This is a genomic window from Lysobacter luteus (assembly GCF_907164845.1).
Taxonomy (GTDB): Bacteria; Pseudomonadota; Gammaproteobacteria; order Xanthomonadales; family Xanthomonadaceae; genus Novilysobacter; species Novilysobacter luteus.
In genome coordinates, this window is sequence record NZ_OU015430.1 from 256650 (window position 1) to 272580 (window position 15931).

Annotated in this window: 14 protein-coding genes and 1 tRNA gene; 10 read left to right on the top strand and 5 right to left on the bottom strand. The window is 69.5% G+C overall.

The window, feature by feature from the left end; all coding sequences use genetic code 11:
* Positions 1–11: 11 nt before the first annotated feature.
* Positions 12–1244: a DNA-processing protein DprA gene (dprA, locus tag KOD61_RS01215; RefSeq protein WP_215219275.1), complete on the bottom strand. Its 1233-nt coding sequence runs from the start codon at positions 1242–1244 to the stop codon at positions 12–14.
* A 77-nt stretch (positions 1245–1321) separates the two neighbouring features.
* Positions 1322–2470, bottom strand: coding sequence for a LysM peptidoglycan-binding domain-containing protein (locus KOD61_RS01220; protein ID WP_215219276.1), 1149 nt, complete (start codon positions 2468–2470; stop codon positions 1322–1324).
* Between the two features lie 171 nt (positions 2471–2641).
* Between KOD61_RS01220 and def the strand changes: the two genes are divergently transcribed.
* The 6 genes from def (at position 2642) to KOD61_RS01250 (ending at position 8525) form a co-directional block, all read left to right on the top strand.
* Positions 2642–3154: a peptide deformylase gene (gene def, locus KOD61_RS01225; protein WP_215219277.1), complete on the top strand. Its 513-nt coding sequence runs from the start codon at positions 2642–2644 to the stop codon at positions 3152–3154.
* Between the two features lie 49 nt (positions 3155–3203).
* A complete protein-coding gene (gene fmt, locus KOD61_RS01230; protein ID WP_215219278.1) occupies positions 3204–4133 on the top strand; it encodes a methionyl-tRNA formyltransferase in 930 nt (309 codons plus the stop codon).
* Entirely contained in the window at positions 4130–5425 is a 1296-nt protein-coding gene (gene rsmB, locus KOD61_RS01235) for a 16S rRNA (cytosine(967)-C(5))-methyltransferase RsmB (RefSeq protein ID WP_215219279.1), read from the top strand. Before fmt ends, rsmB begins: the two co-directional genes overlap by 4 nt.
* Positions 5426–5503: 78 nt before the next feature.
* Complete coding sequence (locus KOD61_RS01240) at positions 5504–6463, top strand: glycosyltransferase (protein WP_215219280.1); 960 nt, start codon at positions 5504–5506, stop codon at positions 6461–6463.
* A 2-nt stretch (positions 6464–6465) separates the two neighbouring features.
* A complete protein-coding gene (locus KOD61_RS01245) occupies positions 6466–7509 on the top strand; it encodes a CDP-glycerol glycerophosphotransferase family protein (RefSeq protein WP_215219281.1) in 1044 nt (347 codons plus the stop codon).
* Complete coding sequence (locus KOD61_RS01250) at positions 7509–8525, top strand: glycosyltransferase (RefSeq protein ID WP_215219282.1); 1017 nt, start codon at positions 7509–7511, stop codon at positions 8523–8525. Before KOD61_RS01245 ends, KOD61_RS01250 begins: the two co-directional genes overlap by 1 nt.
* 13 nt (positions 8526–8538) lie before the next feature.
* Here KOD61_RS01250 and KOD61_RS01255 read toward each other — a convergent pair whose 3' ends face one another.
* The 3 genes from KOD61_RS01255 to KOD61_RS01265 all read right to left on the bottom strand — a co-directional run bounded on the left by KOD61_RS01255 (position 8539) and on the right by KOD61_RS01265 (position 11617).
* Positions 8539–9978, bottom strand: a complete 1440-nt coding sequence (locus KOD61_RS01255; protein ID WP_251370615.1) for a PH domain-containing protein — start codon at positions 9976–9978, stop codon at positions 8539–8541.
* Between the two features lie 67 nt (positions 9979–10045).
* The gene (locus KOD61_RS01260; RefSeq protein WP_251370616.1) at positions 10046–10492 is read right to left on the bottom strand and encodes a PH domain-containing protein; all 447 of its coding nucleotides are present in this window, start codon (positions 10490–10492) and stop codon (positions 10046–10048) included.
* Positions 10493–10690: 198 nt separating this feature from the next.
* Positions 10691–11617: a lauroyl acyltransferase gene (locus KOD61_RS01265; RefSeq protein ID WP_215219284.1), complete on the bottom strand. Its 927-nt coding sequence runs from the start codon at positions 11615–11617 to the stop codon at positions 10691–10693.
* Between the two features lie 99 nt (positions 11618–11716).
* Between KOD61_RS01265 and dtd the strand changes: the two genes are divergently transcribed.
* From dtd to KOD61_RS01285, 4 genes are all read left to right on the top strand, one after another.
* A complete protein-coding gene (gene dtd / locus KOD61_RS01270) occupies positions 11717–12157 on the top strand; it encodes a D-aminoacyl-tRNA deacylase (protein ID WP_215219285.1) in 441 nt (146 codons plus the stop codon).
* Between the two features lie 102 nt (positions 12158–12259).
* The gene (gene rpoD / locus KOD61_RS01275) at positions 12260–14143 is read left to right on the top strand and encodes an RNA polymerase sigma factor RpoD (protein WP_215219286.1); all 1884 of its coding nucleotides are present in this window, start codon (positions 12260–12262) and stop codon (positions 14141–14143) included.
* A gap of 78 nt (positions 14144–14221) precedes the next feature.
* A tRNA-Ile gene (locus KOD61_RS01280) sits at positions 14222–14297 on the top strand.
* 176 nt (positions 14298–14473) lie between these two features.
* Positions 14474–15682 (top strand): tyrosine-type recombinase/integrase, encoded by a 1209-nt coding sequence (locus KOD61_RS01285; RefSeq protein ID WP_215219287.1) that lies wholly within the window; start codon positions 14474–14476, stop codon positions 15680–15682.
* Positions 15683–15931: the final 249 nt, after the last annotated feature.

Genomic DNA, 15931 nt, shown 5'->3' on the forward strand with positions numbered 1-15931 from the left:
CAGCGACGGGTTCAGCGGCTTCGGTAGTACCGGCCGTGCTGCGCCTCCACGCGACCCTCAAGCTCCATGAGCAGCAGGATGGATGACAGCCGGGCAGGCGTCAATCCGGTCCGGGCGACCAGCTGGTCCATATCCGTAGGGTCGTGACCGAGTGCCTGCCACAAGCGCTTGTGGTCGGGGTCGCCGGGAGGATGGGCGGCGGGGGACGCGCCCGAGCCGGTGCCGGGCGGTGGTCCGGGTTCCGAGATGGGGGCCTCCAGCCGCGTGCGCAAGTCCCCGGCCAGCCGCGCTGCGAGCGGCGCAAGCAGTTCCATCACGTCCTCGGGGGACTCCACCAGCGCCGCGCCGTCGCGGATCAGCCGGTGGCAGCCGCGCGCCAGCGGGTTGTCGATCGATCCCGGCAGGGCCATGACCTCGCGCCCGCACTCGGCGGCCAGGCGCGCGGTGATCAGGGCACCGGAGCGATGCGCGGCTTCGATCACCAGGGTCCCAAGGCTCAGCCCGGCGAGGATCCGGTTACGGCTCGGGAAATGTTCGCGGCGGGGTCCTGCTCCGGGAAGATGCTCGCTGATAACCGCGCCTTCGGCGACGATGGCAGCATGCAGGCCGTTGTTCGAGCGCGGATACGGCACGTCGGGACCAGTGCCCAGGACCGCGACCGTGCGTCCCCCGGCGGTCAGGGTGGCGTGGTGCGCGGCGGTATCCACCCCGGCGGCGAGGCCGCTGGTCACCGTCAGGCCGGCGGCGGCCAATGACCGTGCGAATGCCCCCGCATGCTCCCGGCCGGCCGGGGTCGGGGAGCGACTGCCGACGATCGCCACTGCCGGGTGCCAGGCCAGGGCCGCGTCGCCCGCCACGAACAGCGCCAGCGGCGGATGCGGGGTGCGCCGCAGCAACGGCGGGTAGTCGGGATGGTGCCAGCCGAGCAGGTGGTGCCCCGGCTGCGCCAGCCAGGCGTGCGCGGCCTCCAGCGTGCGGCCGTCGGGCTGGCGCAGGGCGCGCTGCTGCGAGGCCCCAAGGCCACACCGGTGCCACCGCGAAGGACCTGCGGCGAGGGCGGCCGCGGGAGCGGCGTCGGCAATCAACCGCCGGCGGGGTTCCGCCGGGCCGCCGCTGGCGACCAAACGGAGCAGCGCGTCGATATCGGCGGCGCTGTCCACACTGGAGTCGGTGCGCGCGGTCCGGGCCTGCCCGAAAGCCGGCGGGGCGGGAAAAGCGGGTGCGAACAGGTCGGATGGGTGCATCCGGCAAGCGTCGGCCACAAACGACGACGGCGCCCTCGGGCGCCGTCGCGTACTGCTGTAGGAAAACCCGGTGCCGATCAGTACGGCGCGTCGGGATGCTTCAGCTCGTGACCCACCCGGACCGGGCGGATCGTGTCCATCACCAGCGCGTAGCTGACCGTGTCGAAGGTGCGGAACACCATCATGTGGCCCGCGAACTCGTCGGGCAGGCGCACCTTGCTGGACCGCCCGAAGGTGTCCTCGCTGCGGTCCCACGGGCCGTTCTCGACGCGGTCGACAACCGCCTCGCCAATCGACCAGCTGGAGAACACGGTGCCGTTGTCGACGCCGTCGCGGGCGCCGACCGACAGCGCGACCACGTCACGGTTGCCGCCGGTGGTGAGCATGTCCGAGACCGCCAGCACGCGGGCGCGGCCGTACTCGAACTGCTGTCGCGGCGCGTGCGGGAAGAATTGCAGGTCGTACGGCTGCGCCTCGACCGGGATCAGCCGGTCGCCGACGCGCACCTCGCGGCCGCTGTCGTCCAGCACCAGCGTGGTGGCCTCGATCCCGCCCACTTCGCCGCGGGTGACGGTGCCGGTGTTCTGGCGCATCAGCTCGTAGCCCAGTAGCTCGTGGCCGTTGTCGGACACCACCGCATTGGTCCAGAACTGCTGGAAATCGACCGTGCGCTTGCCACGGAAGTCCAGGTCGTCCTTGTGGAAGATGTCGCAGCACGCCTCGCGGTCCAGCCGGGTGTAGCGCTGGATCGGGCGGACCACCTGGTAGCGCTGGCCGGGCTGTGCGCCCTCCAGGCCGTCGACATAGGCGACCTGGCCCAGCGAGCCGCGGATGCGGCCTTCTTCCAGCGCGACCACGTGCGGCAGATGCTCGAACGCATCGACCACGCGCAGGTCCTTCAGGAACGGTTCGACCTCCGATAGCGGCACGCCGGTGACCGGCGCGACCTCGCGCGGACCGGGATCGGCGACCACGCGGTCGAGGTAGGCCAGCGACAGCACGTCGCCGGGGTAGATCAGGTGCGGGTTCTGCACCTGCGGGTTGGCCTGCCAGATCTCCGGCCACAACCAGGGCTTCTCGAGGAAGCGTCCGGCGATGTCCCACAGGGTGTCACCCTTCTTGACCACGTAGGTATCCGGGTGGTCGCCTCGAATCTCGGCGGCCAGCGCATACGTGGCAACGGTCAGCAACGCTACGGTCAATGCCGCGCGGATCGGTTTCAACATGGCGGTGTACCTGATTCCCCTTGCAGGTGCGCCCGTGCGTCGTTAACTGACGGGGGGCGTCGGCACTATAGCCCAGATGAACCGCGCCATTGCAAGGGTCGGGGGGGCGATAACGGCGTTACAATCGCACCTCTGCTTGTGGTTGTGACCCACGCCCCCATTTTTGCCGCCATGTCCCTGCTCCCGATCCTCGAATTTCCCGATCCGCGCCTGCGTACCGTCGCCGCGCCCGTCGACCCCGCCGGGATCTCCTCGCCGGAGTTCCAGCGCTTGCTCGACGACATGTTCGAGACGATGTACGCCGCGCCCGGCATCGGGCTGGCCGCCAGCCAGGTCGACGTGCACCAGCGGTTCATGGTGATCGACATCAGCGAGGAGCACGACCAGCCGCTGGTGTTCATCAACCCGGAGATCACCGCGCGCGACGGCGAGCAGGTCTACCAGGAAGGCTGCCTGTCGGTGCCGGGCATCTTTGCCGACGTGACCCGCGCCGACCGCATCACCGTCAAGGCGAGAGGCCGCGACGGCCAGCCGTTCGAAATGGAGGCCGAGGGCCTGCTGGCGGTCTGCGTGCAGCACGAGATGGACCACCTGCTGGGCAAGTTGTTCGTCGACTACCTCTCGCCTCTCAAGCGCGAGATGGTGCGCAAGAAGCTGGCCAAGGCGCGCCGCAACGCCGCCTGATCGCGCGCCGGCGGCCGTCCGGGGTTTTCGGCGCCGGTAAGATGTCGCGATGAGGATTATCTTTGCCGGTACCCCCGATTTTGCCGTGCCTTGCCTGCGCGCGGCGGCCGCCCACGATGAGGTCGTCGCGGTCTACACCCAGCCCGACCGTCCTGCCGGGCGCGGCCGCGGCCTGGCCGCCTCGCCGGTCAAGCGCGAGGCGATCGCGCGGGGCATCGAGGTGCTGCAGCCGGAGAATTTCAAGGCGCGGGTCAGTCGCGACGCGCTGGCGGCACTGCGGCCGGACCTGATGGTCGTGGTCGCCTACGGCCTGATCCTTCCGCAGTCCGTGCTGGATATCCCGACCTGGGGTTGCTGGAACGTGCACGCCTCGCTGCTGCCGCGCTGGCGGGGCGCCGCGCCGATCCAGCGTGCGATCCAGGCCGGCGACACCCAGACCGGCGTCTGCCTCATGCAGATGGAGAAGGGCCTGGATACCGGTCCGGTGCTGCTTTCCCAGTCGCTCGACATCGGGCCGTCCGAAACCGGCGGCGAGCTGCATGACCGCCTGGCCGCGCTCGGTGCCCAGGTGCTCCTCGATGGCCTCGGCCTGATGCGCGCCGGCATACGGCCGGTGCCGCGTCCGCAGCCGACCGAGGGCGTGACCTACGCCCACAAGCTCGACAAGGGCGAGGCGCGGCTGGACTGGACGCAACCGGCGACGGCGTTGGGCAACACGGTGCGCGCATTCAATCCCTGGCCGGTCGCCGAAGCCCAGCTGGCCGGCGAGCGCGTACGCGTGCACGACGCCACCGCGCTGCCGCTGGCGCACGGCCGGGCCCCGGGGACGGTCCTGCTGGCCGGTCGCGACGGCATCGACATTGCCTGCGGCGAGGGCGCACTTCGGCTCCGGACCTTGCAACGCGACGGTGGCAAGCCGATGGCTGCGGCCGACTACCTCAACGGCCGCCGCGAGCTGCTGTCGGCCGGGCAGGCATGAAGCCGGTCCCCGGCGTCGCCACCCGTGTCGCCGCCGCGCGCGTGCTGGACGCGGTGCTGCACGACGGGCGTTCGCTCAAGGGCGAGCTGGCGACCGCGCTGCAGGCACTGGCCGACCCGCGCGACCGGGCCCTGGTCGAGGCGATCTGCCTGGCCGTGCTGCGCCAGTCGGCGCGCTACGACGCCGCCCTGGCCGCCTGGTTGCCGCGGCCGCTCGCCCGCCGGGACCGCGAGCTGCGCGCGCTGCTGCTGGCCGGCTTCGCCCAGCTCGATCCGCTCGGGCTACCGCCGCATGCCGCCGTCGCCTCGACCGTCGAGACCGCGCGTGCGCTCGGTCGCCAGCACCAGGCCGGCATGGTCAACGCCCTGCTGCGCCGCGCGCAGCGCGAGGGGCTTCCGGCCGGTGATCCGCGCGCGCAGTGGCCGGACTGGTTGCGTGCGCAAGTCGCCGCGGACTGGCCCGACCAGCACGACGCCATCCTCGCCGCATCCGCCGAGCCGCCCCCGCTGTGGCTTCGCGTCAATGCACGCCGCGTGTCGCGCGACGAGTACGCCGGGCGCCTGCGCGACGCCGGCCTGCCTGCCGACACGGTGGACGGCATGCCCGATACCCTGCGGCTGGACACCCCCGTTCCGGTCGCCCTGTTGCCGGGCTTCGCCGATGGCCTTGTGTCGGTGCAGGACGGTGCCGCCCAGCGGGTGGCCGATGCGCTCGCGCCAGCGCCCGGTGCGCGCGTGCTCGATGCCTGCGCCGCGCCCGGCGGGAAGGCCGCGCACCTGCTCGAACGCGCGCCCTCGCTCCGGCTGGTCGCGCTCGACATTGATCCCCGGCGGTTGCGGCAGGTCGCGGCGACGCTCGGGCGGCTGCAACTGGAGGGGGCGTCGCTGCACGCCGCCGACGGGTGCGACCTCGACGCTTGGTGGGATGGCACGCCGTTCGACGCGATCCTCCTGGATGCGCCGTGCTCGGCGACCGGCATCGTCCGCCGCCAGCCCGACATCCTGCTGCACCGGCGGGCGTCCGACCTCGAGCAACTGGTCGCGACCCAGTCCGGCCTGCTCGACAGCCTGTGGCGCACGCTGGCGCCCGGTGGCGTGCTGCTCTATGCGACCTGCTCGGTGCTGGTCGAGGAGAACGCGGCTCAGGTGGGCCGCTTCCTCGCGCGCACCCCCGATGCACGCGCCGAGCCGCTGGACGACCGCTTCGGCCGCGTCAGCGGCGCCGGACGCCAGCGCTTGCCGGGCGAGGCGGGGATGGACGGGTTCTTCTACGCGCGCCTGCGCAAAGTGTGAACGCGGCCGGCCCGGCGCGTCGGTGAAGCGCGCCGGCGGCTATGCTGGCGACCGTTTTTCGTTGCGGGCAGGCGTTGCATGGCACTGGTCAGGATCCTCGGACGGGACAACGGTGCCGGGCTGAGCCGCGACATGCAGCTGGTCTCCTCGCTCGTGGAGCGGGCCGGGCACGACGTCGAGGTGGTGGGCTTTGGCAACGAGAAGGGCGTGCGCATGCTGCGCGAAGCCGGCATGTGGATCGCCCGGGGCTGGCGCGGTCGCGCCGACGTGCAGATCTCGCTGGAACACCTGTACCCGCTGTCGCTCGGGCTGGGCCGGCGCAACCTGCTGATGCCCAACCCCGAGTGGTTCCGCGACAAGTGGCGTCCGGTGTTGCCGCGGCTGGACGGCGTGCTGTGCAAGACCCGCCACGCGGAGCGGATTTTCGGTGCACTCGGGTGTGCGACCCGGTTCGTCGGCTTCACCAGCGAGGACCGGCTCGACGCGGACGTGGCCCGCACGGACACCTTCCTGCACCTGGCCGGCCGCAGTCCGGTAAAGGGCACCGAGGCGGTGTTGGAGGCGTGGCGCCGACACCCCGAGTGGCCCACGCTGGTGGTGGTGCAGGGGCCGCGGTACGCGCGGCCGGGGGCGCCCGCCGACAACATCGACCACCGTATCGGGCGCATCGATGACGCGGAGCTGCGGCGGCTGCAGAACGCCTGCCGGTTCCACATCGCGCCGTCGGAGGCCGAGGGCTTCGGCCATTGCCTGATGGAGGCGATGAGCGTCGGCGCGGTGGTGATCACCGTCGATGGCGAACCGATGAACGAGCTGGTCGATGCCACCACTGGCGTGCTGGTGACGGCGGCGCGCACCGGCACGCTCGGCTTGGCGCGCAGCTTCCATGTGGCGCCCGCAGCGGTCGAGCAGGCGGTTGAGCAGGTGCTGGCGATGGCGCCGGCCGAACGCGCCGCGCTCGGGCAGCGTGCACGCACGCGGTTCGAGGACGGCGACGCGGCTTTCCGCGCGGGCTTCGCGGCGGCGACAATGGAGTGATGATGGGAAACAACCGGTATCTGCTGTACGGGTCGGTGCGTTACGCGCTGGGCATCCTGCGCCCGCTGCAGGACGCCGCGCGCGCGCGCGGCGACGAGGTCGCGTGGTTCTTCGATGGTCGCGAGGACGAGGGTCCGAACGAGCTCACGGCCGACGAACGCCGGCTTGTGACCGTCGAGCAGGTGCGCCAGTGGAACCCCACCGCGGTGTTCACCTCCAGCAACGCGCTGCCGCACTTCTTCCCGGGCGTGAAGGTGCAGACCTTCCACGGCTTCGACGCCGGCAAGCCCAGGCACATCTACATCCGGCCGTTCTTCGACCTGTATTGCACCACCGGTCCGCAGGACACCCGCGCGTTCGAGGCGCTCGCCCGCCGGCACGGCTTCTTCCGTGTCATCGAGACCGGCTGGCCCAAGCTCGACCCGTTCATGACGCAGCTGCCCGACACGCTGCCGCCGGTGCGGCAACCGCCGGTGATCCTCTACCACTCGACGTTCTCCCCCTCGTGGAGCGCGGCGCGGACCCTGCACGACGAGGTCCGGCGGCTCTCCCGCGACGGGCGCTGGCGGTGGATCGTCACCCTGCACCCGAAGACCGACCCGGAAGTGGTGGCGATGTACCGGGCGCTGGAGAACGAACACCTGCGGTTCGCCGACGACGACAACATCCTCGACCTGTTCGGCCAGGTCGACATGATGTGCTCGGACACCTCCTCGGCGCTGAGCGAGTTCCTGCTTACCGGCAAGCCGGTGGTGACGTTCCGCAACCGTCGCCCGGGTCCGCAGCTGATCGACATCGACGATGCGGCCGACTTCGAGCCGGCGATCGAGCGCGCGCTGTCGCGGCCGCCGGAGCTGATGGCCGCGATCCGGGCGTTCGCCGACGCCATCCATCCTTACCGCGACGGTCGCTCGAGCGAACGTACGCTGGAAGCGGTCGACCGCTTCATCGCCGAGGGCGGCGTGGCCTCGCTGAAGCGCCGCCCGCTCGACCCGTGGCGCAAGTTCAAGCTGCGCCGCCGCCTGCGCTACTGGGGACCCGCCTGATGCGCATCGTCCACCTGCTGCTGACCAGCCGGTTCGCCGGCAGCGAGCGGCATGCGCTTGAACTGGCCGCCGCCCAGGCCGCCAGCCACGACGTCACCCTCGTGCTGCGCCGCGCGGGCACCGCCGACCGCATCGACGCGATCGCCCATCGGGTGCACCCGAAGGTGCGGGTGGAGGTGGTCGGCAACCTGGCTGCCTCGTGGCAGGCCCGCCGCTTGCTGCGGCGGCTCCGCCCGGACGTCGCCCACGCCCACCTCAGCGGTGGCTGTCGCGCGCTGCACGGGCTGGAAGGGCGCGACTGCCTGCGGGTGGCGACCCTACACATCGCCTACAAGCCGCGCCAGCACGCCAAGCTGGACGGGTTGATCGCGATCGCGCCGTGGCAGATGGCCGACATCCCGCCAGGCCTGCGCGAGCGCTCGGTGCAGATCGACAACTGGACCCTGCCGCGCACGCCGACGACCGACGCACGGGCGCGGTTGCGCGCCGAGCACGGCATTGATGACGACACGTTCCTGATAGGTGCCCTCGGGCGCGCCGAGCCGGGCAAGGGGCTGGACGTGCTGGTCGACGCGTTCGAGCGCGCACGGTTGCCGGGAGTGCGCCTGGCGATCGTCGGGCAGGGCAGCGCGTGGGATGCATTGCGTAAGCGCGCCGGCAACGACGTGCTCATGCCGGGTTTCGCCGAACGTCCGCACGACTGGCTGGCCGCGTTCGACGGTTTCGTCAGTGCCGCGCGCCGCGAGCCGTTCGGGCTGGTGCTGCTCGAAGCGATGCAGGCCGGACTGCCGATCGTGGCCACCGCCACTGATGGCGCGCGCCACCTCGCGCCGCAATTGCAGTCGCCGCTGGTGCCGGTCGACGACCCGGATGCGATTGCGCTCGCCCTGCAGCGGATGGTCGCCGGCGGGCAGCGACGGATGGCGTACCCGATGGAGCAGTTCCGGATCGAATCGAAGCTCGAGCAGATCGAGGCGTTCTACCTGGCCGGGCTAACGCGCTTGCGCGGCGGCTGAGGCGCTACCGGCGTCACCAGCGCAGCGCACGCCGCGCGACCTCCCGGGACAGCCGCTCGTAGACCGCTTCAACCTCGGCGACCGGCAGGAAGCGCAACCTCAGCGGCGGTGCCATCGGCGAGGCGCCGGCCGTGTCCAGCCACAGCGTCGCCGTGCCGCATCGCCGATCAAGGGGTGAGCGCACCAGGTGCAGTGCCTGCAGCTTGTCCAGCTCGGCGAAGCGCCAGTGTCGGGTCAGCCAGCCCTCGCGCACGGACACCAGTGCCGGACCGATCGCCCACGCGGCGCGCGCCGCATGGCGTCGGGCGACGAAGGCCGACCACGGCAACCACGCCAGCGCCAATAGCCCGGGGTTGCCGAAGTGCCACGTCAGCACGGCGGTCGCCAGCACCGCCAGCGGCACCGACGGCAGCCACAGCCGCCACCAGCTGCGCCGGGGCAGCGGCTGCCATTGCAGTTCGTCCCAGCGCGCACGTGGCAACAGGTGGTCGATCAGCGCCGCGCAGCGGTCGGGGGTGGCGATCGGGGCGACTTCACGCAGGGCCCGCTGCTGGTTCTGGTCCTCGGCGACGGCGGTATCGACATCGAGCGAGCGTCGCCGCAGCCAGCGGTGCATCAGCCCCTCCCGCAGGGTCCAGGCCTGGATGCGCCGGCGCGAGGCACTGGTGCGCCAGCGCGCGGCCAGTCCCCGCTCGACGGTCAATCGACGGCCGTGTTCGCTCAGGCGGAAGCCGTGGTACTGCAACAGCGCCAGCACCACTGAAAGCACGCGCAGCAGCACGATCGCCAGCAGCACCAGGCTGGTGCCGGCAAGCACGTACTGCGCCGGGCCGAAACTGTGTTCCCCGGCCCAGCCGAACAATGCCTCGCCCCAGCGGTCGAACAACTGCGGAATGAGTTCGCGATTGAACTGCGAGACGCCCGCGAAGGCGGCGCCGACCAGGATCAGGCCGCGGTTTGAGACCAGCCCGAGCCTAAGTACCTCGGCGGTGGACAGTTCCAGCAGCGGGGTCGGTGCGTCGACTTCCGCGCCGGCTACGGCCGCGCCGGCGTCCCGTCCGCGGCGACGCACCAGCGCCTCCAGCGCGAGCGCGTCGTCCAGGCGCAGCACGCGCATCTCGGCCTCGGGCTTCTTTCCACCGGCCGACTCCAGCCGGACTTCGGCGACGTCGAACAGCCGGTGCAACACTGACTGCTGCAGCGCCACGTTGTGGATCCTTGCGAACGGAATCACCCGCACGCTGCGCTCGAGCAGTCCGCTGCGGACCACCAGCGCATCGTCGGCCACGCCGTAGCGGTAGGTGAAGTACTGCCACAGCGAGAACAGCGCGAGCACGCCGACGCCGATCAGCGGCCACAGCTCGTTGCGATCGCCTTGGCCGAACACCAACAGGGCGAGCAACGGGACGATGAACTGGCGCAGCTGCGCGACCAGCACGAACAACCAGGACATCGGGTGCAGCCGTCGTTCCGGCGCGGCTCCGGCCGTGTCGGCGACCACCCGCGCTGGGGGCGAAGGCTCAGTCATCTTCGGCGTCGATGGCACGACCGAGTCGCTCGCGCAGGTGTTCGGCGTCGGCGGCATCGAGGTTGGGCACGGTAACCGAACTGTGGCGGGTGCCGGCCGTGTGCACGACCAGGGTGGACAGCTCGCGCCCGCGTTGCAGTGGCCCGCGCTTGATGTCGAGGTGCTGGACCCGGTTGGCCGGTACCCGGGTTTCGCGCTGCCACAGCCGGCCACGGCGCACTGCCAGTCCCTGCTCGTCCAGTCGCCACGCGGTGTGCCGGTATTGGCTGGTTCCCAGCCAGACGCCGAATGCCGCGCCCACAAGGCCCGCCAGGCCGGCAATGCACGCCACGACCAACGTGCGCGGGAGGTCCAGCACCGTGCTGGCGATCAGGGCGACGAAGCCACCGGCCACCAGGCCGGCAATCGCCAGCGGCACGACGGCGCCGATCAGGAACAACGGCCGTGACCGCGACGGCAACGGCTGCCACGTAGCGGCAACGGATCCCGCCGTTTCATCGGCGGGTGGCATTAGGTGCATGTCGGTCCCCGGTTGCTCAATCCCATCGTCGCTCCCCCTCCGATCTCGACCCGGACCGCGCCGCGCGCGTCATCCCGACCAGCGACTGTAATCCCCGATCGCGCGATCGGCAGGGTCTCAGTAGCACCCGGGCCAGTACGGATTTTCCTCGCCGCTGCCGGGCGGACGGACGGAGAAGCGCTTGTAGGTCCACTGGTACTGCGCGGGATCGCGCCGGGCGATGCGCTCGACCGCGGCGTTGAGTGCGGCGGCGCTCGTGGCCGGGTCCGGGTCGGACACCGCCGCCGGTGCAGGCTCCACGTGCAGTGCGAACGCCGGACCGCGCCCCTCGTCGTCGATCCGCTCGCACCACGCCATCAGCACGGTCGCGCCGCTGCGGGTGGCCAGTCGGCCCAGCAGCGTCATCGTCAGCGCCTGGAGACCGAAGAACGGAGCGAACTCGCCATCGCCGCGCTTGGGCTGCTGGTCGGGCAGGATGCCGACCACCCCACCCGCGGCCAGGCGCTTGAACAGCTGGCGCACCCCGGCGCCATCGGCCCGCACCTGGGTGATCCGTGCCGCGTCCTCGTCCGCGCGGGCGAGGTTGAGGAACGCCTCCCCGACCCTGGATTCGGGCGGGGCATAGAGGATTGCCAGCGGCGTGCGCGCGGCGAGCCACTGGTTGAGCAGTTCCCAGTTGCCGAAGTGCGGGGCGGCCACGATCACACCATTGCCAGCGGCCATCGCGGCGTCAAGGTGCGCGGCGCCGTGGACTTCGCGGATCATCGCCAGGTTGCCCGCGCGCGGGCCGGTCCACAGGCGCAGGGTTTCAAACACCTGCCGGGTGGTGCTGCGCATCACCGCCCGCTGCAACTCCGCGTGCTCGTCCGCCGATGCGTCCGCCCGCACCAGCTCGAGGTTGCGTGCGGTGATGCGCGCCTCTCGGCTCGACCGCCGGATCGCGGCGTCGGCCAGGGCATCGGCCAGCCGGGTGAGCCAGCGCCACGGCAGGCGTGCCACCAGCGTGGCGAACAGGAACAGCAGGCGCGCGGCAAGTCGGGTCATCGCGGCAGTGTAGCGACGCGCGCGCATCGACCGTTGGCAGCGGCCAGTGGCATCGGGCGGCGCGGCCGACTAGGCTGCCGGTCCCGCCGGGAGCCGCCGATGCTCGCATTGATCCAGCGCGTCACCGAAGCCAGCGTCCGCATCGACGGCGAGACCGTCGGCGCCATCGGGCCCGGCCTGCTCGCGCTGGTCGGGGTCGAACCCGGCGACGGCCCCGCGCAGGTCGAACGCATGGCCCGTCGGCTGCTGGGCTACCGCGTGTTCGCCGATGCCGAGGGGCGGATGAACCTGGGGCTGTCGGCGACGGGCGGTGGCCTGCTGCTGGTCAGCCAGTTCACGCTCGCCGCCGACACCGCCAGTGGCATGCGACCGGGTTTCAGCACCGCGGCCCCACCGGCGCAGGCTGAACCGCTGTTCAACGATCTGCTGCGAACGTGCCGGCAACTGCATGCGGGCGGGGTGGAAACCGGCCGTTTTGGCGCCCATATGGTGATCAGCCTGACCAACGACGGTCCGGTGACCTTCCTGTTGCGGTCCTGACCGGCCGCGCCGGCCCCGATCCCCGTCCGCGCCAGCGGCCGCGGCGGCCGGCTGGTATAATAGAAGGTTCATTTCCCCCCAATAACGTGGTGGCGCAGCCGTATGGCCAACGAACGTCAGGCCCCCCAGTCCGACATCAAGCAGCTGATCAGCAAGGGCCTGGAGCAGGGCTACCTGACCTATGCCGAGGTCAACGATCACCTCCCCGACGACATCGTCGATCCGGAGCAGATCGAAGACATCATCAGCATGATCAACGGCATGGGCATCCAGGTGCACGAGGTTGCGCCCGATGCCGAAACCCTGCTGCTCGCCGGCGAGAGCGGCAGCGGCCGTGACGTCGACGACACCGCCGCCGAGGAGGCCGCCGCGGCCCTGACCGGCCTGGATGCCGAGGGTGGCCGCACCACCGACCCGGTGCGCATGTACATGCGCGAGATGGGCACAGTCGAGCTGCTGACCCGCGAGGGTGAGATCGCGATCGCCAAGCGCATCGAGGAGGGCCTGAACCAGGTCCAGGCCTCGCTGGCGCTGTTCCCGGGCACGATCGACCTGGTGCTGCAGGACTACGAGCTGCACAAGGCCGGCAAGAAGCGCCTGGCCGAGCTGCTGGTCGGCTTCCTGGACCAGCTCGAGGACCCGACCGTGGCCGCTTCGCCGGTGACCGTCGAGACCGAGGACAAGGCCGAGGACGCCACCACCGAAGCCGAGACCGACGATGACAGCGACGAGGACGATGACGACACCGCCGCCGCCGACGAGGGTCCGACCGGCCCCGACCCGGCCGAGGTCGAGGTCCGCTTCGAGGCGCTGAGCGCGCTGTACGCCAAGTTCGAGAAGGCCTACGCCAAGCACGGCCCGGCCCACAAGTCGGTGGTCAAGCTTCGCGAGGACATGGCGGAGATCTTCGTCACCTTCAAGCTGCCGCTGCCGCTGACCGACATCCTCGTGCGCAACCTGCGCGACACCGTCGCCCGCATCAAGCTGCACGAGCGTCGCATCCTGGAGCTGGCCACGCGCGTCGCCAAGATGCCGCGCAAGGACTTCATCCGTTCCTGGGACGGCAACCAGACCAACGTCGAGTGGGTCGACGAGCTGCTCAAGCGCAAGCAGAAGTGGGCGTCGGGCCTGCGCGACGTCAAGGACCAGATCATCGCCGAGCAGGAGGCCACCCTGGCCCTGGAGCAGGCGATGCGCGTGTCGCTGTCGGACCTGCGCGAGATCAGCCGCACCATGGCCTATGGCGAGGCCAGGGCCCGCAAGGCCAAGCGCGAGATGGTCGAGGCCAACCTGCGCCTGGTGATCTCGATCGCCAAGAAGTACACCAACCGTGGCCTGCAGTTCCTCGACCTCATCCAGGAGGGCAACATCGGCCTGATGAAGGCGGTCGACAAGTTCGAACACCGCCGCGGCTTCAAGTTCTCGACCTACGCCACCTGGTGGATCCGCCAGGCGATCACCCGCTCGATCGCCGACCAGGCGCGCACCATCCGCATCCCGGTGCACATGATCGAGACGATCAACAAGCTCAACCGCATCTCCCGCCAGATGCTCCAGCAGTACGGCCGCGAGGCCACGCCGGAAGAGCTGGCGAAAGAGATGGACATGCCCGAGGACAAGATCCGCAAGGTCATGAAGATCGCCAAGGAGCCGATCTCCATGGAGACGCCGATCGGTGACGACGAGGACAGCCACCTGGGCGACTTCATCGAGGACACCAACGTGATGTCCCCGGTCGACGCCACCACCGACATCAACCTGATGGAGACGGTGCGCGACGTGCTCGCCGGGCTGACCCCGCGCGAGGCCAAGGTGCTGCGCATGCGCTTCGGCATCGACATGAACACCGACCACACCCTCGAGGAAGTCGGCAAGCAGTTCGACGTCACCCGCGAGCGCATCCGCCAGATAGAGGCCAAGGCGCTCCGCAAGCTGCGCCACCCGAGCCGCTCGGAACAGCTCAGGAGCTTCCTCGACATCGATTGATCCGACGTAGCGAAGCAACGCACGAAGCCCCGCACAATGCGGGGCTTCGTCGTTTCGGGGCTACAATTCCCGCCCCGCGGGCCTATAGCTCAATGGTTAGAGCAGAGGACTCATAATCCTTTGGTTCCAGGTTCGAGTCCTGGTGGGCCCACCAAACTATTGTCCATTGCCGTCCGGCAAAGTCCATCGAAGTAGCCTGAAACCTTGCTGTGTATGGGTTGAAGCGCCACTAACGTCCGATGCCGTCCAGTGGAATCCAGCTAAAAAGTGTGTCACGGTGTGAGTCAAGGAGTCAGCCAGGGGAGGCTGACTCACAAGTGGATGACTCACATGCTCACTGACACCAAGCTGCGCACACTCAAGCCGCGCGCTGGCGCGTACCGCATCGCTGATGCGAATGGCCTGTGTGTCGAGGTGCGCCCCAGTGGCGCGAAAGTCTGGCGGTATCGCTATCGCTACGCCGGCAAGGCCAGCATCATCACTCTCGCGGAGTACCCGACGATGAGCCTGGCAGAGGCGCGCGCTGAGCGAGAGCGCCTGCGCGCTCTGGTGAAAACGGGCAGAAATCCAGCGTACGCTGCGCGCGTCGCCAGAGCCGCAAAGCTTGAGCTTGCGGAGACCACATTCGGCGCTATCGCCACTGAGTTGCTTGCCAAGCGTGCAAGAGAGGGCCTCGGCTCAGGATCAGTGAAGCGCGAACGGCGATTGCTAGAGAAGGACATGGCCGCAATCAGCAGCCTGCCGATCACGGACGTAACCGCGCCGTTGTTGCTGGCATCGCTGCGTAAGCTGGAGAAGCGAGGCGTGATTGAGACGGCGCACCGAGCTCGGTCATGGGCCGGGAGGGTGTTCCGCTATGCGATCGCGACGGGACGCGCAAATAACAACCCAGCTGAAGATCTCGTCGGAGCGCTGGAGCAGTCGCAGACGACGCACCTGGCTAGCGTCACTGATCCCGCGAAGATTGGCGATCTGCTCCGAGCCATGTATTCCTACCAAGGGTTTCCTGTGACCTCGGCAGCGCTGAGGCTTGCCCCGCTCCTTTTCGTCCGACCTGGAGAGCTTCGAAAGGCGCAGTGGGCTGACATTGACTTGGCTGCTGCCGAATGGCGCTTTACAGCGAGCAAAACCGGCACTCCGCACATCGTCCCTTTGTCATCTCAGGCCGTAGAGATATTGACCGAGCTCGGTCCTCTCACGCGGCGAAGCGAGTTCGTCTTCCCGGGAGTCAGAAGCGCAAAACGGCCGATGAGTGAGAACACCATCAACGCTGCTTTGCGCTATTTGGGCTACGACGGAAACACGATTACAGGGCATGGCTTCCGAGCCATGGCGAGAACTGTCTTGGACGAAGTGTTGGGCTTCCGGCCTGACTACATCGAGCATCAGCTGGCACATGCGGTCCGCGATCCGCTTGGGCGCGCCTACAACAGGACTGCACATCTGGCGGAGCGCAAGAAGATGATGCAGGCGTGGGCAGATTATCTGGATAGTCTGAGACTTAACGCCAACGTTGTGCCTATACGTAAGGCAGTCTGATCGGGCGACCTTCAGCTTTCGACCCACTGCAGTGTTTCGTAGCGTCTCGGTCAACGCCTGCTGTGCTTTGATAGCAGTCCGTCGTTTCGCCGAACAGCGCCCCCGGAAGCAGCCGTTTAGCTTCCCCCCCCCCATACAGAACGCTCTTGGGTCAGAAGCGCCGCGACTTCACCCCCGGGGGATCCTCTGCCCTCAACAGGTCTACGCCGCGTAGCGGTGCGCGCTTGTCAGCTGGCGGCCTGGATCGGA